The organism is Blautia stercoris, from assembly GCF_054657695.1.
This window is the reverse complement of sequence record NZ_BAAHYF010000001.1, coordinates 1-18,672: the sequence shown is the minus strand read 5'-3', so window position 1 is coordinate 18,672 and position 18,672 is coordinate 1. Positions and strand designations below refer to the sequence as shown.

The window sequence follows — 18,672 nt, the reverse complement described above, 5'->3', positions numbered from 1 at the left end:
ACTTATTCATATACAAATCACTAAAATTCTCTCTCACTTGTTGACTTATTATATCATGACACTTTTTATATTCTGACAACCTGTCATAATCTGGCCTTTATCTGTAATAAATCAGACAAAATTTTTATTTATAAAAAAATCGCATTACCAACAATACAAAATATTATTAGTAATACGATTTCTTTTATCTTTTAAAAACACTTTCTTTTTTCAACTGTTTCGTTAATAAGTTTTGAACCTCTATCTTAGAATATCCCAGCAAACTCATTTTATCAAAGAAATTTTGTATTTCTTGTCTTACACATTTTTGACGAATGCAGGAAATATTATGGCATACATAAAATCTGCTTGTTCTATTTTTGCATATAATTTGCTGTTCTCTTAAAACATGTAAAGCTCGAAGAACTGTTGCAACATTAATCTCATAATTCTGTGCTAATTTTCTTGCACTTGGTAGCTTTTCATCTTCTTTGAATTTTCCATTAAATATATCCTCTTTAAGTTTCTTTGAAATTTCTATATATTTTCCCATAAGAATTCACCTCTAATACTTACTATCCACATTTAAACCAGTTCTTTATATATTCCCATTCTGGTTGATTAAGTGAATAATACACAGTAAGCCCTTGCTTCTTTCGCACCAGTATTTTACTTTTAGTCAATACCTTTAAATGATACGATATAGTAGCTCCCGTTAAATCAAAATGTTTTATTATATCTCCAGCGCACAAGCTCTCCTCTTCCAGTAAAAGAAGTATATTTTTCCTTATTCTATTAGATAATACTTTAAAATAGTAATCTAATTTTTCTTCACTGTTTCCCATCATAACACCTCATAAAATTTGAATAAAATCTAAAAGTTATTACTTATCTTCTTCATAAACTGTATTATTAAAAAGGCAAAAGCAAATAAAATACAAGCCACTATGTACGATGCGCTCCAAATACTATGTCCAAATATTTTTATAATACACCATATCATACCAACTCCAATCAGACAGCTCAAACATATTGTAGAAATAGCCGGTATGCTTTGTTTAACAATATAGATTATATTTTCCCATTCATAGTTAGGAAATAATAGGTTTATAAATAATCCCAATGCTCCGGCAAAGGCGGAGAATGAAAGTGGCAAAATAAAGCACAAAAAATATTCATAGCTATTCATATGGTAAGTAATCCCTAAAATAATCGTTGCTAAACATATCATCGGTACTGTTAAAGAAAGATGAAATAAGTATTTTGCAGTAAGTAACTCTTTTATCGATACAGGAAAGGATTTTAATACTTCTCTATTCTTTCCCTCAATAGATATATTTGCATAACTTACATTAGTTAAAATGATCATAAGGCTCATAGCGTAACTGTATAAAACCATAGGATCTTGAATTTCCAGAAGCTCACTAATTAAATTAAAATATGCAGTTACCTTTTCTGACGCTATAGATGAATATATTACAAACAGTAGAAGCAAAACATTTCCCAACATTGTATTTATCAAATAAATAGGAATTGAAAGATACCTCTTTATTTCACGTTTCCAGAGGGAATATATTTTTCTATTTTTTTTGAATGATAAATTCAGTGAACTTCCTTTCTGTTGATTTATTTGCAAATTTATATATCTTTTCTTATAGTTTTTAGAGATGTAAATAATTAGCACAGTGCCACTTATTAATGCAACCACAGATGCCAATGCAGCACCTACTTTATATGTAAAAAATACTCCTCCAACCAAATAAGTAATATCTACTTTTGTAAGGATATGCCTATAAATGCTATTCAAATCTACCTTTCCAAAGAAAAAAAACATAAAAAACATAAAAGCAAAAAGTATTACCATGTACAAAATACTACGGACAAAAACTTGTGATTTATAAATATTTACAATCTGTTTATATAAAATATATCCTGATATTACCCCTAGTAGCATTGGAATAATTGGAAAAATAAATATTTGAAGGCAATCCAAAATTCCAAATAATATACTATGTAGCAATATCGTATATCGAAGAATCGGAATAATCAAAAAAGCTAAAGATATAATGACTCCCCATAAGTATAGAAAAAAAATTTTTGCTAAAACTATACAAATAGTCTTTACGGGATAAGAAAATAATATATCACTACTTCTATCCGAATATAACATTCCACTGCCCTTCAAAAGTGAAGAAAAAAATATAATAAGAAAAGCAAGTAAACCTAATGGATTAATTAAATATTCTAGAATTTCTTGTGGCTTCTCAAATTCCATACAAACCTGATACATATTTCCAAATAAATATGTACCACATACTCCTATGCACAAAACAACTGCACAAAAAATTAATAAATATCTTTTTTTTTCTTTTTTATCTCCATAAAATAAAGTGTTGAATTTAAATATTTCTTGTGCCTGTTTAAAAATAAGAATTTTAAATATTTTCATATCCTATTCAACTCCATAAATATATCTTCCAAATCACTTGTTCCTAAAATCTCTCTTATTTCGCCACATCTAAGCAGTTGTCCATTTTGAATAATAGCAATTTTATTGCACGTCTTCTCTACAACATCAAGAATATGACTTGAAAATAAAACAGAGCCACCAGAATTGCAGAGTTCTTTCATAAGCAGCTTTAATTCAACAAATGCTTCAGGATCTAGACCTACAAATGGTTCATCTAAAATTAATAAAAGCGGTTCATGAGCCAAAGCGCCTATTAAACTAATTTTCTGTTTCATACCATGTGAATAAGAGCCTATTAAGTCATTTAACTTATCTTTCATACCTAATCGCTCCGATAATTCAATAATTTTATTCTTCCTAGTATGTGTTGATACATCATAAATATCACATACAAAATTTAAATATTGCAGACCTGTTAAGTATGTTTCCAACACAGGCGAGTCAGGAACATAGGCCATTCTTTTTTTACATTCTATCGGATTTGATTTAATTGATATTCCATTTAGAAGAATATCTCCGGAATCAAAGTCGTGAATAGTAAGACAAGCCTTTAATGTAGTTGTTTTTCCTGCACCATTTTTCCCTATAAATCCATACAAATCTCCATCTTCTATAGTTATACTTAAATTTTTCACTGCTTGTTTTCCATTTGGATATGTTTTTGTTAAATTTCTAATTTCAAGCATAAAAACTCTCCTTTAAACTTGCCCATCATTTTGAAAATTTTCAAAATGATGGGCAAAAAAATTATCATTCCATTTTCTACCATTAACATTGCTTTTTGGTACTTTTCTAAATTGCCAGTACGATTACTGCAACTGCCAAAACAACTGCAATTACAGGTATTAAATAAAACATAAATTTGCGTTTTTCCTGCTTATGAAGCAAAGAAAAACTAGCTACTCCATTAATCAATGCACAAATAACGGGAATTCCAAACACAACAATAGGTTTTGGCAATGTAGAATCCACATTACCAGCGGAATCAAAATGAATTGGTACATCCATAGGGAGTTTCCCCCAAAAAAGGCCTAAAATCAACACTGTTGCAAGACAAATTGCACTTCCAATAATCACATGTTTTTTCATTTCATTTACCTCCTTTTCATATATACTAACATTAGAGAATACACTAATGGCAGAATCCCAACCAGTATAATAACTAATGGAATGATCACTATTTTTAACGGACTAATAAAAAGTTGAAAAATACATAAAAAACCTGCTAATATCCATGTATAACCTGCTAACCGATGTGTTTTATCCCAACTTTTCTCATCATGCAATAACCAGGGGAACTTTAAACCTATATACGGATTCATTTGATTTTTAGGAAAATAGTTTCCACTTACTATAAAAACCAAGCCTACAAAAACATAAACAGCACTGTCTGTAAATAAAGAATCAGGAAAAATTCTAGAATGAATGGATATTATCACAAAAAAAAGTGATGTAAACGGCATAATCCATTTTCCTAATCTAACTAAAAATTTTGCTCCCCTTTTTTTACAAACTGTAAAATTTAATCCTATATTCAAAATAATATTAAAAATAATTATAGCTAATAAAAATAATCCAACATAAAAATCCTGAGTTAATATTCTCTCTGCTAAATAAAAATGACAAAATATCCCATAAATAATTACCGTACAGGCACATATTAAAGTAGTTATTAATAGTGTATTTTTATCTTTTTTTCTCATTATCAACATCCCCTTCATTAAATTGCATACACCAGAGCACAATATCTTCGAATACAGACACATTCAGCTTGTAATATATATACTTTTGTTGTCTATTTTCGAATATCAAATCAGCCTTTTTTAACAAAGACAGATGATATGAAATTGTCGCATTGGAAATATCAAATTCTGCTGCAATTTCTCCTGCAGACAGTTCTCCTCTTTTTTTTAACATTATCAATATGTCTCGACGTATTGGATCACTTAATGCTTTAAATACATTGGGTAAGCCCATCTTTATCACCACATTTACATTTCGATTTTTTTCTAAATGTCTTTTTCTTCATTATATGCACCTATTTTATAATTGTCAATACATTTTTAATATAAAATATATCTACCTCCATTCCCGGATTGATAGAATTTTTTTATACTACCTTGCAAATTTACATGTAAGGTCTACTATCATCTCTTTCTGCTCAAAATGCAGATAATGTCCCCCTGTTAACGTTATTAATTCACTCTCTTGATTATCGCCCATCACACTTTTATGTAGCTTTTCCCATTCTGGAAAAATTTCACAATTGTCTTTTGAAACAAAGTTTAGCACTGGCACTTCTTTCGGAAATTTCATGTTCCGCACTATCTTCAGATTATTTTCTACCTGTTTTAATTCATTCATTACAGTCTTGTTATAAGAAGTATCAAGGGAAAGTATCCGAAAAACTTCTAAGTCTTCCTGTGAATAAGAATAATTCTGGTCTGCATAGATAGCCTTTTCCGGATTTCCAATTGAAAATATCCGGCTAATTCCCAACACATTTTTTGTTTTACTTAAATAGGCCATCAGAAGATTTAATTTTGTTGTATCAAAGGGTTCATTCTCATTTTGCTTTGGTACAGAAGAATCTATCCCTATAAAACCACGAACTTCCTCTGGATAAGTATTAGCATAATACAGGGAATACAATCCGCTAATAGAATGAGCCATCAGATAATATCGGCGAACTCCAATCTTCTCTAAACAGGCATGTAATTCCTCTACGATATTCTCTATGCTTCTTTCTGTATCTGCGGGATCAGACAGTCCATAACCAAAAGGCTCCATTGTAATCACTTTACATGTCTTTCCTAATTCCTCAGCTAAAGGTCTAAACTCTAATACCGGAGAAGGAGATCCCAGTCCTGGGAGTAATACAATAACTGGAGTTTCTTCTGCTTGCAAACCAGCAATTTCCACAGTCATCTTTTTCCCATTGACTTTAACTGCCTTGCCATAAGCAGCTTGTATCTTTGGTATTTCTCTCCTTTTACAAAAATAGTTCCATGTGATCCCCATGCAGCATAGAATCAGAATTACAATAACCAACCACTTTATTATTTTAAATATTTTCCTTCTCATAATTTTAGAAACTAATTTCACCTCCCGTTACTTTCACTGTTTTAGATCCACTATTGGTTACATAGAATCTATAATATCCACTAGACGGTATTGTAAATGATGTTTTATGGGAAGTTCCTGAACCGCTATACTTTTGGGTTCTACTTCCATTCTGATTGATATACCCCATCTTTACAGAGGAAGATACATTCAAGTTTACCCGAAAAGTAACAGTAGTACCTCCACTCACATAAAACATAGAGCCATTGGAGTCATAAAAGGATACCGTTTTCCCACTTTCAATACTAATTTGCTGTAGTCCCATTCTATCCTCTATCTGATCTTTATATAAATCTTCTCTACAAATACTATAAGTTGTTATATTTCTTACATTATCGGCTGCTGAAACTGGCATAGCAACCAGGCAAATAAGCCCTAATATTCCCAAAAATATTCTTGTTTTTTTCATCTTTCACTTTCCCCTTTCTACAGTCAATATTCCTTGCGAAATCGTTACTCTGTCACTAGATACATTTTTTAAATATACACCATATTGTCCTGATTTAGGAATATCCAGGATTATCTTATTTTCTGTTTCTGATATAACCTTCTCATCTATCACCTCTCCATTAAAAATATATCCAATCTCTAATGTTCTTGCTTCACCTCTCTCATCACTATCAGACTGTATGAAATCTAATATAAAAACATCCCCTGTTTTCATATCCCAAGTATCTCCATCAAAATCTGTAAGGACAATCATGGTTCCGTTATCCAAATAACACTCTGGCACTGATCCGTTACGCTCTGTTTTTAATTCCATAATATATTTTGCAATAGGAATTCCATCTTTATATAAATTTTCTGGTAAAATGATGTCCGTTTCCACTTCCATTTGTATAGCTCCGCTGTTTTCCTTTTCATATAAAGCAAGTCCGTTCTGATTTTCTAAAACCACTTCCTCATTATTTTTGATTTCACCTGCAGATTTTAAAACTTCATGTGCCCCAACAGTGATTCCTCCAATTCCCATTGCCGCTGCCAAAACAGCTATATATCTCCTGCGATTTCTTTTGGCTTTGGTGTGACCTATCTCAAGAAAAACAATTTCTTTTATTCGCTTCTCACTTTCAATATTTTTATGTTGCATTTCATTTTCAAATAGCTCACAGGAATTATCAAACATTTCACTTATTTTAAACTTCACTGGCATCATATCCCTCCTCCAGAAGAATCCTTTTCAGAGTTTCTCTTCCTCTCCGCAGACGGGTCTTTACTGTTTGAGGATTCATTTTTAATGTTTCTGCAATCTCTTCTATTTTTTTATACCGATAATAATACATAATAAAAATTTTTCTATCCGTCTCTCTTAATTTCTCCAATGTTCTTCCAATGATCAACTGTTGCTCTTTCTGTAAAATCAAGTGCTCTACATCACCATCAATCAAAAGAATATCATCATTAAGTTCCAGAATTTCTCCACGATAAGCTCTTAACCAATCTTTCGCCTTATTTCTTGCAATCATTCCCAGATACGATTTGACACTGCTGTACTTTTTATAATTAATCCTTTCTGCTGTCAGCCATAGGGAAATAAAAGTATCTGCAACCACCTCCTCTATATCCTCCTTGGTACCTTTTTTATGCAGTAATTCCCAGACGATACATGTGATATAGGAACTATATAAATCAATGATTTTTCCCAATGCCCATTCATCTTTCCTCTTCAGTTTTCTCATTAAAATAATTTCATCCATTGTCCAAATCCCATCTGTCTGTTTTTTATCAATACGGAAAGGATTGGAGTTTGGTTTCGTTCTATTTCAAAATATTGAATAAAAAAAAGAATATCGCTTTTGCAACATTCTTTTCTTATTCTCTATATCACCGATTATAAGTGTCCTACTATTCTTTTTTAATATAATTAAATGTCTTTAATTTCATTTACTACGTTTTTCCATCAAAACATAAAAATAAGATTGTAATTTCCCACTTTGGCTATTTTAATTTGTATTTTTTTCAAAAAACAACATAATTTTTACTATGAATTGTTTTTCCTCATTTATGCACTTTAGTGTACCATTATATTTTTCAACTGCATCTTTTACACTCGGAAGTCCCCAACCATGAAATTCTCTATTTTTCTTTGTTGTTGAAGGAAAATGTGCAAATGACTCTTTATTTTCTTCACACGCATTAGAAACCTTTATAAGTAAAAAGTGATTAATCCGGCGTATAGTCAACGAAATATTTCCAGGTATTTTCAATTTTTCAGAAGCTTCAATCGCATTATCCAATAAGTTTGCCAATATTGTGCACATATCATGTGGTTTAATATTGGTATTCTGCGGGAATTCCACATTCACATTACAGGTAATTCCTTTTTCCTTCATTTTTCCCAATTTACTACTAATCACTACGTCAACAACGTCTATTCCTGTCCAAGTAGTTTTCGATAATTGCATTATTGGGCGACTTATTTCTGTAATATAATTCTTTGCCTCCAACGTTTTTTCTTCATCTAAAAGCTGATATAATACATTCAAATGGTTATTTAAATCATGGTATAGCTTTGCATTACCTGTATAAATTTCATTAATAGTTTTATAATTTTCTTCGAGCAGTTCATTTCGCATTTCTGCAAAATCTAATTTCATTTTTTCTTCTTTGCTTTCTATTACAAAATAAACTGTAAAAAAAAGTAATGACCAAAGAGCTATAAATACAAACCACACACCTGCCATTGTATAATTAAATGCCTTAAGTGTTTGATTAACTAAGTATACAAATCCCAAAAATCCCGCACAGGATATAATTAAAATTGTATATACATAGTTCTTCTTCAATGAAAAAGAATATAAATATTTCTTTATCATAAAATACAGCAGTATCCATAAAAACTTTATAACACAAATCATTACTACACGTAAAATTCCTCTTGTAGAAACTAGCGCGGTAAATGTATCATAGCCACCATAAAAATTCGATACAAGAGTAAAAATCAAAAAGTCGAAACAGCTTAAACATAATACATAAAAACTTGCGATTGAAAATAGTTCTATATACTTTCTCCTGTAGATAATTTTAGCGGTAATACTCATATATAATACAAATAATATAATCGTAAAATAAGAAAATATTGATACATGATTGCAAATTTGTATTAATACAGTTCCTATTATTGCTAATTCTCTATCTAATATAAAGTTTTGCTTTCCTCGTTGCTTATATAACAAAATACTATATATTTTATATAATACAAATACTTCAACAGAACTTGCTAAAATTTCAATTCCATTATATACAATATTCATATCTGTTCACTCCAGAAGTCACTTAACTTCGTTTTTATTTGTTCCAGTTTTGCCTGGCTTGCTGGCAAACGAATTCCATTCTTCAGTTCTACAATTCCATCTTTTATTCCCATAATATGGGCTAGATTAACAATATCCCCACGATCAACATATACAAAATCATCAGATCGAAATTCTTTAAACACCTGTGTAAGACTCTTTCTTACCTTGGTCACTGAATTATCTAATAATGTTATTACAGAATTTTTTCCTTCTCTTTGAATATACAAAATCTTATGATAAGGTATTTTTTCTACTCTAGTTGGTGTTTTTATTGCATAAAATTCATCTGTCTGTATCTTTATCATATTGATAGCATCCTTCAACGCCTGTGGTAACCTAGAGCCTATTGAGTTTTTGGGTATATATCTAAAGATTGACAATTCAAATGCATCTACGGCATATTTTAAATGTGATGTAATAAATATGATTAGCACTTCCGGTAAATACCTTTTAACATATGCAGCTAAATTCATACCGTCTATATTAGGCATTTCAATGTCACTAAGGATTAGATCATAATATTTCCCTTCCTGAATATCATATTGTAAATTCTCACTCTGAGTATAAACCGTTATGTCTGCAAATTCGTTACTCTTTTTTAAAAATTCCATTACTTTTTTCTTTAATATTTCTACTGTTTTTTCGTTATCATCACATATAGCAATGTAAATCATGATACGCCTCCTTATGAGCAATCACTTTATTATAGCAGATTCTAGTGATTTGTTAAATCATAAATGTATAAAAAATTCCTCTCCTTAAATCATGGAAAAACATTTCTTTTTCATTTATTACCAATTCATACATGTCTTTTGTTACTGCGCATTTATAATAATAAATCCCTGTTTCATGTTGCTTTACTTTTGTTATAATATCTGCTACTACCTCATCTATTTTCATTTCTTGATGCGGAGATGCTGGCCACTTTTTTATCATAGATCGTACCTGAGTTTTATTCAATTTTACCTTTTTTGCAAAGTAAAATTTTTGGGGGAATTTTAACTCTCTTGTAGTTCCTAACTCTTTTAAAACAAGGTCAAAAACATCTTTCCCTTCTTCATACGGAAATCCCATTTCTAAATAAGCCTGTATATGCAAAATTGAAGTTTCTAAATACTTAATATTTTCTGTGTTTTGATAGTATTGATACAACTGAAAAACAGCATCAATAAATGTATCTTTTACGGATATATCTTTATATTGTACACTTCCTGCTGCTAATTTAATTGCTTCAATATATACTCCATTCTCTCTTATCTGCATTTCTATTCCTCCCTATATACTTCATTTAGCATAAAAGATGCCGGAATATCAACACTCTGGCATCTTTTATTTATATACATGTATTAACTTTACCTTATTTCAGACATTCCGGTAATTTAGGCTGATATGAAAGACAAACAGATGCACAATTTGCTCCCCATATTGCACAAGCTTCTATACACATAGCAAGAAATTTCATAGTCCTATAACTCCTTTCTTTGTATACAATAAAAATTTAGGTTTATCAGTAATCAGCATAAATACTGCTACCAAACAAATACTTAATACCATCATACCCATGATCTCTTTATCTACTACTGATAAAAATAATGCAGCAAAGACATTTATGTTCAAAATATTCCTAGCCATAATCTTACACCGACTTTTTTTATTTTCACCAATAGGCTGATTTTCATTAACCACCGGTGCATGGATAGCAATATAGTAACTACTTAATACTAGCAAAATCAACCATATTTCTAATGGAAGCTTTGTATAAATTATATTGTTAAAAAGTAATAAAAATAAATACGAAATGTTACTAATCAAAAAGCATCTAAAATATGTAACTGCATGATATCCACCCGTAAATACTCTCAATGGTGCAAACACCAATAGGAATATTACACCTAATTTAAATTCGTGTAATAAACCTGACACAATCAATATTGAACTTATTCCAATCATTGTTGACAAAATAATTTCTATGCCATAAGTATAAACAGCTTCTTTTCTCCTTTCCGAGCCATCTGCTATTCTTTTTGCAAGTTTACTGGACACTTTATTTAACACTTTTAATCCCTCCCTATGTCATGAATTATAGCAAAACCTTTTGCTTTTTTCTTATTATGTCCATAAATTCAGGGATTTTTGTCCACGAATTCTTTTTCGTCTTCTCCAGCGCATAACAAAAGGCACTAATCAGTGCCTTTTTCTGTATCATTCTTATATTTTTTTAAATCCTCTACCTTATCTAATCTTTCCCATGGTAAATCTAAATCTAATCTTCCAAAATGTCCATATGCTGACACCTGCTTATATATAGGCTGTCTTAAATCAAGCATTTTTATAATACCAGTAGGACTCAAGTCAAAATTATCTCTTATAATATGAATTAACATATCCTCTGGCAATTCACCTGTTCCAAATGTATTAATTCCTATTGAGATTGGCTTTGCTACACCAATTGCATATGAAAGTTGAATTTCACATTTATGTGCCAAATCTGCCGCTACAATATTTTTAGCAATATAACGAGCTGCATATGCTGCTGACCTATCTACTTTTGTACAATCCTTTCCAGAAAAAGCTCCTCCGCCATGATGAGCATATCCTCCATATGTGTCCACAATAATTTTCCGCCCTGTTAAACCACTATCACCATGCGGTCCACCAATTACAAAACGTCCCGTAGGATTTACGTAAAATTTGGTTTCAGAATCTACCATTCTCTGAGGTAAAACACAATCGAAGACATAATGTTTAATGTCTTTTTGTATCTGTTCCTGAGATATTTCAGGATCGTGCTGTGTAGACAAAACCACCGCTTCTAATCGTACAGGTTTCCCTTGCTCATTATACTCTACTGTAACCTGCGTTTTCCCATCTGGTCTAAGATAAGCAAGAGTTCCATTTTTGCGGACTTTCGCAAGCTGTCTAGCTAATTTATGAGCCAACGAAATAGCATACGGCATAAATTCATCTGTTTCATTCGTTGCATAACCGAACATCATCCCCTGATCACCGGCACCTAACATACTTTTTGCATTTTCGCACTCATTCTGCTCTTTTACTTCTAATGCTTCATTTACCCCCTGTGCAATATCCTTAGACTGCTCATCAATACATGTAATAACTCCACAGGTATCAGCATCAAATCCATATTTTCCCCTTGTGTATCCAATGTTACGAAGGGTTTCTCTAACAATCTGAGGAATATCAATATATGCTTGCGTTGTTATCTCCCCCATAACTAATACTAATCCTGTAGTTATACTGGTTTCGCAGGCAACACGACTCATTGGATCTTTTTCAATCAGTGCATCTAATATCGCATCGGAAATTGCATCACAAATTTTATCTGGATGTCCCTCGGTAACTGATTCTGATGTAAATAATATCTTTTCCATATTTTTCCTCCCTATTGTGATAACCATGAAAAAATCCCTAAAACGCCAAACATAATTATACCTCTAATAGCATCTTCTAATGTGGTAGCTACTTTGTCTTTTTTTATATTTGTTTTATTGAATAATGTAACAACTGCATAATATCCATCACTTTTTACTATTGGAATGAAATTCACCAGCACATTAGAAATCACCAAATAACAATACGGTAGCTGTTTTGGAAAAAATAATAGTACAAGCAATACATAAATACAATTCATAAAATTTCCAGCCAGATAAATTGCAATCCTTTTGTATTTAGAAACCATATAGCTATATGAAGTATCTACATAAAATGCAGGCCAAATAAACATAAATTTAAACCCTATTTTGACTCGACTTTTAGGATAAAATTTTTTCAAAAATAATACATGTCCAAGTTCATGAATAAATATATTTATTATTAAAACTAAAGTTGCTGGAAGAAAATTTACATCTATAATAGAATACGTTGTAGTTCTAAAATATAAATATAATGTCAGAAGAATCATAAAAATCATTCCCATCATATATAGTATATTATCTTTATCATTTTTTACGAACTCCAGTTTTTCCTTTCCGAACAGTGAATCAAATGTTGCATTATCCAATTTAAAGAAATTATTATTTTTTTCTACAATCGTAAAATCTCTTTTACTGTCCTGAGCTATGGTATATTCTTCATATTTAAATATTTTCAAAATATCCTTCTTCCTTCAGCAATCTTAAAAACCAATCATCTTTAAATAAAAATCCACATAACTCACACGGAGAAGTCAAACTCTGCGGATATTCTATATTCTTTTTCTTTAATAATTCCAAAAATGGTGTAAAACCTTCTGTATAGATTTTATGTAAAACCTTATTATAATCTATAGACTGAATGATTGCACTCAAGCTCTCTTCATGTAAATTTCCCATTAATAAAAGCGTATTTTCTACGACTTGTGAGCAACATGGATATACTTCTAACTTTGCATTAATCAATAATGTTCGATCTAAAAGTCCAATACAGCGCGCTTCATGTTTCTTCAAATCAATAACTTTTATAAACTGGGAATCAGAAAATATCTCTGCTGATCCGGTATTAATAACTGGTTGATATGCATAATTTGTCTTAAAGGCATGTTCCCCCATCTCATTGATAATATCACCTGGCTGAATACCATCTTTTAAGAAGCAACCAACAATTTCCGTACTTACCTCTAAATCATTTGCAATATCTACAATATTTAAGATATTCTGCAAATCAATAAATTCCTTATGAAATTGATCATAACTAAAGGAAATCATTTTTATCTTAGATTTATTTCTTTCAATAAAATTTCTTGCCTTATTGATGTCCTTTCCCCAGAATCCATTAGTTTTAATTGTAATTCCAACTTTTCTACCATAATCAAAATTAATTATATGCTCTACCAAATCAGGATATAGCATAGGTTCACCGCCAGTCACACCAATGAGATCTATAGACGGACATTCCTTAATATTTTTTAGAATCAAATCTAATTCCTCTATTGTAAGAGTTTTACCTCTTACAAGCCCTCTTGAGTCACAACACATTTTACATCTTGCATTACAATTTTCAGTTAATAAAATTCCACATCCTTTAAATTCCATTTTTTTCCCATCTCCTTCTAAAAATAAAAATTATACATAATACAGTAGCAAATAATGCTATTGAATATAAAATATTTTCTTGAATCATCAAATAATCGCTATTTCGTGTATTAAAGTACTGGTTAAACTTTATGAAAACAGGATTTGAAGCGTCATACCTAACCAAAAAGCTCAATTTGGGGTTAGCAATCGAAGCCACCATTGAAAATAACCAAAAAGCAAAATTTACTACATAGGCTCCAATAACACTTTTAAACAAAAATCCCCACATACTTGCCAATAATATTTCATAAATAATTGCACTTTCGAAGTAGAACAAAGTTGCCAAAGTATAAGAGAAATCCTGATACACAATACTTATACCTATAACTCCACCAAAAACAATAATACTCATCCAAGCTAATATCACCGCAATTTTTGTCAAAAAATAGCGAAGCCAATTGTATCCCATAAGTTTATAAAATAGGATATTTTTATTTTTGTAATCTGATACAAAAGACTGAATAATCAATACTGGAAAAATAAGCATTCCAAACTGTGTGATTACCGTATAAATGCTAACGTATAGCTCACTAATTGTCGGATTGGAAATCTTATCCAGACTTACAAGTAGTACATATCCTAGAACAAAACAGATTGCTACAGTAAGTAAATAAAATAAAAAAAAGTGATTTTTTATATTTTTTCTTATTTCCATATTATTCCCCCCTTATATACATAGCTACAATCTCGTCTTTAGAAGCAATTTCTGTAATTTCCAGATTGTTAATATAATAGTATTTCCCTTCCATATATTCTAAATCAGATAAATTATGTGTAATATTGATAATAACCGCTTCATGAGTTTTCTTATATTCCATAAGGAATTCATACAAATCTATAGAACTATTTTTATCCAAAGCATTTGTAAATTCATCTAATATAATCACTTTAGGGTCTGCTGATAAAAACGCCAATAATTTTATTTTTTGCTTCTGACCATCACTCATCTTCTTGATTTGCAAGTTTTTAGATACTTTATTTAATTTTAACAGGTCATATAAACCCATAATTTTCTGTGCTTCAAATTTCTTTTTTAATAATTTTATCACATCATCAAGAGTAAACTCTGCCGGAATATTACTACTGCTTCCAATAAGAATTGCCTCCTGATTTTCTTCAATTTTTCCCTCAAATTCTAACATTCCTACACATGTTTTAGCAAAACTTGATTTTCCAGCGCCATTGCTTCCTAAAATATGGTTTATATATTTCTTATCAAATGAAATGTTTACATTTTCAAGTAGCTTTTTTTTCCCTACTTTCAAACTATAATTAATCAGTTTCATTGCAGTATCCTTTCCAAATAGGTGTTTATAAAATATATGAAGCATTCTATAAACACCTATTTCTCATAAAATATGATAAGTCTACAAATCTCTCGTCTTTTTATATTTAGTGTCCTTTACTACCAACGACAGCTTTAAGGGTAGCGACAATGAAGTACCACATGCTGTTAATATTTTCCAGTTTTAAGGCCTCCATTTTCTGATCCATAACCTCTTTTTTTGTTTCGTTATTTTCTTTAAATTCATTAATTTTCATCTCTAATTCCTCCATTTTAAATCAATTTTTTTATTAGTGTCCCTTACTACCAACAACTGCCTTAAGAGTTGCAACAATGAAATACCACATACTATTGATATTTTCCAGCTTTAAGGCTTCCATCTTTTTCTCCATAACTTCCTTTTTATTTTCATTGTTTTCTTTAAAATCGTTAATTTTCATTTTTATACCCAACCTTTCTTCTTTTCACTAACTATTTTTTACACTTTACAGTGTTTTCAAAATTTCTATTCCCTTTTGCTTAATATATTTTTGTGGGACTTCTTGTTTTCTCTGAAACCATTGATGTATTTCTTACCTCCCTGTGTTTATTCCTAATCCATATGTATTAGATGTTTTGTAGTATAGCACTCAATACAAATAATAGTTATTTTTGTCCACCAAATATTATTTTTATGACCACAAAAAATGCCGCTACAGGTTTATCACCCGTAACGGCATTTTCCTTTATTTTATTCCGCTTTTTCTTCATTACCGGATTTTAAATATGTCATGACCTCTTCCACTGTTTTTCCGGAAGCAAGTAAGGCGCTAAAGATTTCATCTTTCTGTTTATCTTCAATCTTCTTCCTAAGTTCTTTTGCTTTCAAACGCAGTTCTTTTAATTCTGCCTCTGTTGTTTTAATCTCCTGCTCTGTCTTCATAAGCATTTCTTCAAGAGAAAGATTTTCTACTTTTTTACGTCTTGGCATACTGTTTCCTCCCATGCTGATATTTCCTTCATTCTACCATTATTGTTCCAAAAATACCAGTCTTTTTATGAATCGCTCCTATCTCCCTCTTCGCTGCTGTTTCTGGCTTTTGGCATATTCCATCTTTTTATTGTATTCGTCCATGATTGCACTTTCCAGATCTGCCTTAAATTCTGCATTGACTGCATGGGCAATATCCTCCCTCTCTCCTTTTGCAGAATTTTTCTGAGGCATACCTACAAAAGTTTTTCCGTTCCATGCCTGGATCACATGAAGCTGCTGGATTGCCAATACGTCCTGCAGACGAATGGCTACATCTGCCTTAAATGTATCGCTTCCCTGTACCGGATTTACACTCAGATTGTAATACAGCTCTTCCTCTCCCCAACAGCCCTTACAGTCTGTTTTCGTTTCTGTCATATTCTCATAGGCTTCCCTTACGGTATCCAACACTTCCTTTTGAAATTCCTTATCCGTAAACCGGAAAAAAGGAACATACTCCCCTGTTTCATAATCTCTGTAACGGGGCATATCGAGATACAGATTTCCTTTCGAGGACTCTTTAATTGCAAGGCTTTTCACACAGAAGGCCTCATCAAAGGTAATGGTAGCAAATCCTTTCAGGTTATTGATTTTTCCTTCTTCCTGTTTCAATTCCGGTTTATATACTCTGATATTATATTCCATATTGTGATCTCCTTTTCTACTCTATTTTTCGTTACCGAACTGCTGTCTGGCATGGAAGATTTTTAGTTTCCTCCTGCACTTCCACACACTCCTCCTGGTCCTTGATTTCCAGTTCTGCATCAATCTCCATCTGCCGGGTAATATTCTCTTTTAAAAGCTCCTCATACGGGAAGGGCTTTTCATATTCCTGCTTTGCATTTTTTATCTCATTTTCGCAGGTCTTAATTTCTTTTTGAACGTCCTCCACTGCTTTATCAAGGGCATTCAAGCGGTTTTCTATACGGACCATGTTACCGGAGTCACTGCTTTTTAACTCCACACTATACTCCTTCTCTCCCTGAAGGAACAAGATCGGTCCCAGCATATCATTTTGGACAGATACCTGAAACCCCTTATATATACCGACTTCGTGCCTGGTAAAAGCTGTTACCCCTTCTATAATCCCACGCAGAACTTCACCTGCTTCTTTGTGTTTTTCATAAACTTTTCCCTGCAGCGTGATTGCAAACCCCGGCTGTACTTCCATAGCCTGGTTCCTGCGCTCCAAATCCTTTTGAAGTAATTGCAGTTCTCCCTTCAGGCTTTGTATCCTTTTCGGATACTGGAAAGTGACCGCATCTTGCAGGGTAAACCGTTTCCCTTCATGTGCAGCTTTTAGAATTCTCAGACGTGCCACTTCATTATCTACTTGTATTTTTTCCATAATCAGGGGATTTTCAGAAGCTACCGCTTTAATCTCTGCAAAATTTAATACGGTTTCATCTATATCCTCACAGATCCTTGCCAGTTCCCGGCTGGTAAATACCTGGCTGATAAACCGCTGTTTTGTTTCTACAATGCCCCATAAATAAGCATCAAAAGAACCCTTTGTTACATAGCGGTAAATATTGACTTCCTCATTTTCATTCCCCTGGCGGATAATGCGCCCTTCCCGCTGTTCAATATCAGAAGGTTTCCAGGGGCAGTCGATATGATGAGCCGCCACCATTCTGGTCTGGATATTGGTTCCTACCCCCAGTTTTTCGGTACTTCCTATAATAATCCGTTTCCTTCCGGCTCTGACATCGGAAAACATACGGTCCCTCTGTTCATCTGTTTTTGCATCATGGATAAAACAGATTTCTTCCTCTGGAACACCTCTGGTAATCAGTTCCTGTTTTAAATAATTATAGACGGTAAACGCTTTCCCAGGTCCGGGTGTCCCAATATCCGAAAAAACAATCTGGGTTCCTTTCTGTTCCTGGGACTGTACATATTCCTGGTAAATGTTTTCTACTGCTTTATTCAGTTTGGAATCCGAATCTACCGGAGCATAACTGTCCAAAAGCCGGGGATCTGTACCCAAAAGCCTTGCTTCCCCGGTAATCCGGAGCATATTGTCGTCCTTTGGATCTACCACACCTCTATGGATTGCTTCTGCCCTTTCCACCATTTCCTGCATACGTTCTTTGACATAATCAGAGGCTTCCGATACTACAACCTTATATTTTCCGTCCTTTAATTCTGGCCGCTTAATATCTAGCATATCAGGCAGAATAATGTCTGCTACTTCTTTAAACAGGTGTATCAGTTCCGGCAGATTGATAAACTTATTAAACCTGGTCCGCATCCGGTAACCAGTACCTTCCGGTGCCAGTTCCAAAGAGCTGGTAACTTCCCCAAACACAGAAGCCCATGCATCAAAATGGTAAATCCCCTTTTCGTGAAGCCGCCTTTCCTGCAGATATAACTGCATCACATAAAGTTCCACCATTGAGTTTGACAGAGGGGTTCCCGTTGCCATAATGACA

General features: G+C 32.2%; 25 protein-coding genes. All 25 read right to left on the bottom strand.

Going from position 1 to position 18,672, the window contains the following annotated elements:
* Positions 1-184: 184 nt before the first annotated feature.
* Positions 185-532 (bottom strand): GntR family transcriptional regulator, encoded by a 348-nt coding sequence (locus ACYQ2D_RS00125; RefSeq protein ID WP_117844181.1) that lies wholly within the window; start codon positions 530-532, stop codon positions 185-187.
* A gap of 22 nt (positions 533-554) precedes the next feature.
* Complete coding sequence (locus tag ACYQ2D_RS00120) at positions 555-827, bottom strand: metalloregulator ArsR/SmtB family transcription factor (protein WP_243009849.1); 273 nt, start codon at positions 825-827, stop codon at positions 555-557.
* 26 nt (positions 828-853) lie between these two features.
* On the bottom strand, positions 854-2,428 hold the full coding sequence (locus ACYQ2D_RS00115; protein WP_117844183.1) for an ABC transporter permease: 1,575 nt from the start codon (positions 2,426-2,428) through the stop codon (positions 854-856).
* Positions 2,425-3,135, bottom strand: coding sequence for an ABC transporter ATP-binding protein (locus tag ACYQ2D_RS00110; RefSeq protein ID WP_055172394.1), 711 nt, complete (start codon positions 3,133-3,135; stop codon positions 2,425-2,427). Before ACYQ2D_RS00110 ends, ACYQ2D_RS00115 begins: the two co-directional genes overlap by 4 nt.
* 106 nt (positions 3,136-3,241) lie before the next feature.
* On the bottom strand, positions 3,242-3,538 hold the full coding sequence (locus ACYQ2D_RS00105; RefSeq protein WP_055172391.1) for a DUF1648 domain-containing protein: 297 nt from the start codon (positions 3,536-3,538) through the stop codon (positions 3,242-3,244).
* A gap of 5 nt (positions 3,539-3,543) precedes the next feature.
* Positions 3,544-4,152, bottom strand: a complete 609-nt coding sequence (locus ACYQ2D_RS00100; RefSeq protein ID WP_064773969.1) for an SdpI family protein — start codon at positions 4,150-4,152, stop codon at positions 3,544-3,546.
* On the bottom strand, positions 4,136-4,426 hold the full coding sequence (locus tag ACYQ2D_RS00095; protein ID WP_055172388.1) for an autorepressor SdpR family transcription factor: 291 nt from the start codon (positions 4,424-4,426) through the stop codon (positions 4,136-4,138). The genes ACYQ2D_RS00100 and ACYQ2D_RS00095 overlap by 17 nt, the downstream gene beginning before the upstream one ends.
* Positions 4,427-4,564: 138 nt before the next feature.
* Entirely contained in the window at positions 4,565-5,500 is a 936-nt protein-coding gene (locus ACYQ2D_RS00090) for an alpha/beta hydrolase (protein ID WP_459784314.1), read from the bottom strand.
* A 37-nt stretch (positions 5,501-5,537) separates the two neighbouring features.
* Positions 5,538-5,981, bottom strand: coding sequence for a hypothetical protein (locus ACYQ2D_RS00085; protein ID WP_055173349.1), 444 nt, complete (start codon positions 5,979-5,981; stop codon positions 5,538-5,540).
* Between the two features lie 3 nt (positions 5,982-5,984).
* Positions 5,985-6,728, bottom strand: coding sequence for a hypothetical protein (locus tag ACYQ2D_RS00080; RefSeq protein WP_147330229.1), 744 nt, complete (start codon positions 6,726-6,728; stop codon positions 5,985-5,987).
* Entirely contained in the window at positions 6,709-7,269 is a 561-nt protein-coding gene (locus ACYQ2D_RS00075) for an RNA polymerase sigma factor (RefSeq protein WP_116441993.1), read from the bottom strand. The genes ACYQ2D_RS00080 and ACYQ2D_RS00075 overlap by 20 nt, the downstream gene beginning before the upstream one ends.
* 246 nt (positions 7,270-7,515) lie before the next feature.
* Complete coding sequence (locus tag ACYQ2D_RS00070) at positions 7,516-8,826, bottom strand: sensor histidine kinase (protein ID WP_117844185.1); 1,311 nt, start codon at positions 8,824-8,826, stop codon at positions 7,516-7,518.
* Positions 8,823-9,542: a LytR/AlgR family response regulator transcription factor gene (locus tag ACYQ2D_RS00065; protein WP_055056097.1), complete on the bottom strand. Its 720-nt coding sequence runs from the start codon at positions 9,540-9,542 to the stop codon at positions 8,823-8,825. The genes ACYQ2D_RS00070 and ACYQ2D_RS00065 overlap by 4 nt, the downstream gene beginning before the upstream one ends.
* Positions 9,543-9,594: 52 nt before the next feature.
* Positions 9,595-10,131, bottom strand: coding sequence for a hypothetical protein (locus tag ACYQ2D_RS00060; protein ID WP_055056098.1), 537 nt, complete (start codon positions 10,129-10,131; stop codon positions 9,595-9,597).
* Positions 10,132-10,326: 195 nt separating this feature from the next.
* Positions 10,327-10,923, bottom strand: a complete 597-nt coding sequence (locus ACYQ2D_RS00055) for an accessory gene regulator ArgB-like protein (RefSeq protein WP_055056099.1) — start codon at positions 10,921-10,923, stop codon at positions 10,327-10,329.
* A gap of 125 nt (positions 10,924-11,048) precedes the next feature.
* Positions 11,049-12,260: a methionine adenosyltransferase gene (gene metK / locus ACYQ2D_RS00050; protein ID WP_055056100.1), complete on the bottom strand. Its 1,212-nt coding sequence runs from the start codon at positions 12,258-12,260 to the stop codon at positions 11,049-11,051.
* A gap of 11 nt (positions 12,261-12,271) precedes the next feature.
* Complete coding sequence (locus ACYQ2D_RS00045) at positions 12,272-12,979, bottom strand: zinc metalloprotease (protein ID WP_055056101.1); 708 nt, start codon at positions 12,977-12,979, stop codon at positions 12,272-12,274.
* Entirely contained in the window at positions 12,966-13,898 is a 933-nt protein-coding gene (locus tag ACYQ2D_RS00040) for a radical SAM protein (RefSeq protein WP_055056102.1), read from the bottom strand. Before ACYQ2D_RS00040 ends, ACYQ2D_RS00045 begins: the two co-directional genes overlap by 14 nt.
* Positions 13,888-14,595: a hypothetical protein gene (locus tag ACYQ2D_RS00035; RefSeq protein WP_116441989.1), complete on the bottom strand. Its 708-nt coding sequence runs from the start codon at positions 14,593-14,595 to the stop codon at positions 13,888-13,890. The genes ACYQ2D_RS00040 and ACYQ2D_RS00035 overlap by 11 nt, the downstream gene beginning before the upstream one ends.
* A 1-nt stretch (position 14,596) precedes the next feature.
* Positions 14,597-15,226, bottom strand: a complete 630-nt coding sequence (locus ACYQ2D_RS00030; protein WP_055221587.1) for an ATP-binding cassette domain-containing protein — start codon at positions 15,224-15,226, stop codon at positions 14,597-14,599.
* A 106-nt stretch (positions 15,227-15,332) separates the two neighbouring features.
* On the bottom strand, positions 15,333-15,482 hold the full coding sequence (locus ACYQ2D_RS00025) for a hypothetical protein (RefSeq protein WP_155512670.1): 150 nt from the start codon (positions 15,480-15,482) through the stop codon (positions 15,333-15,335).
* Between the two features lie 33 nt (positions 15,483-15,515).
* A complete protein-coding gene (locus ACYQ2D_RS00020; protein ID WP_155512671.1) occupies positions 15,516-15,665 on the bottom strand; it encodes a hypothetical protein in 150 nt (49 codons plus the stop codon).
* Between the two features lie 290 nt (positions 15,666-15,955).
* Positions 15,956-16,195 carry a hypothetical protein gene (locus tag ACYQ2D_RS00015; protein WP_055056124.1) on the bottom strand — a complete coding sequence of 80 codons (240 nt, stop codon included), beginning with the start codon at positions 16,193-16,195 and terminating at the stop codon, positions 15,956-15,958.
* A 78-nt stretch (positions 16,196-16,273) separates the two neighbouring features.
* The gene (locus tag ACYQ2D_RS00010) at positions 16,274-16,882 is read right to left on the bottom strand and encodes a septation protein SpoVG family protein (RefSeq protein WP_055056105.1); all 609 of its coding nucleotides are present in this window, start codon (positions 16,880-16,882) and stop codon (positions 16,274-16,276) included.
* A gap of 31 nt (positions 16,883-16,913) precedes the next feature.
* Positions 16,914-18,672 (bottom strand): helicase-related protein (locus ACYQ2D_RS00005; RefSeq protein ID WP_459784308.1); only part of this gene is annotated, 1,759 nt, incomplete at its 5' end.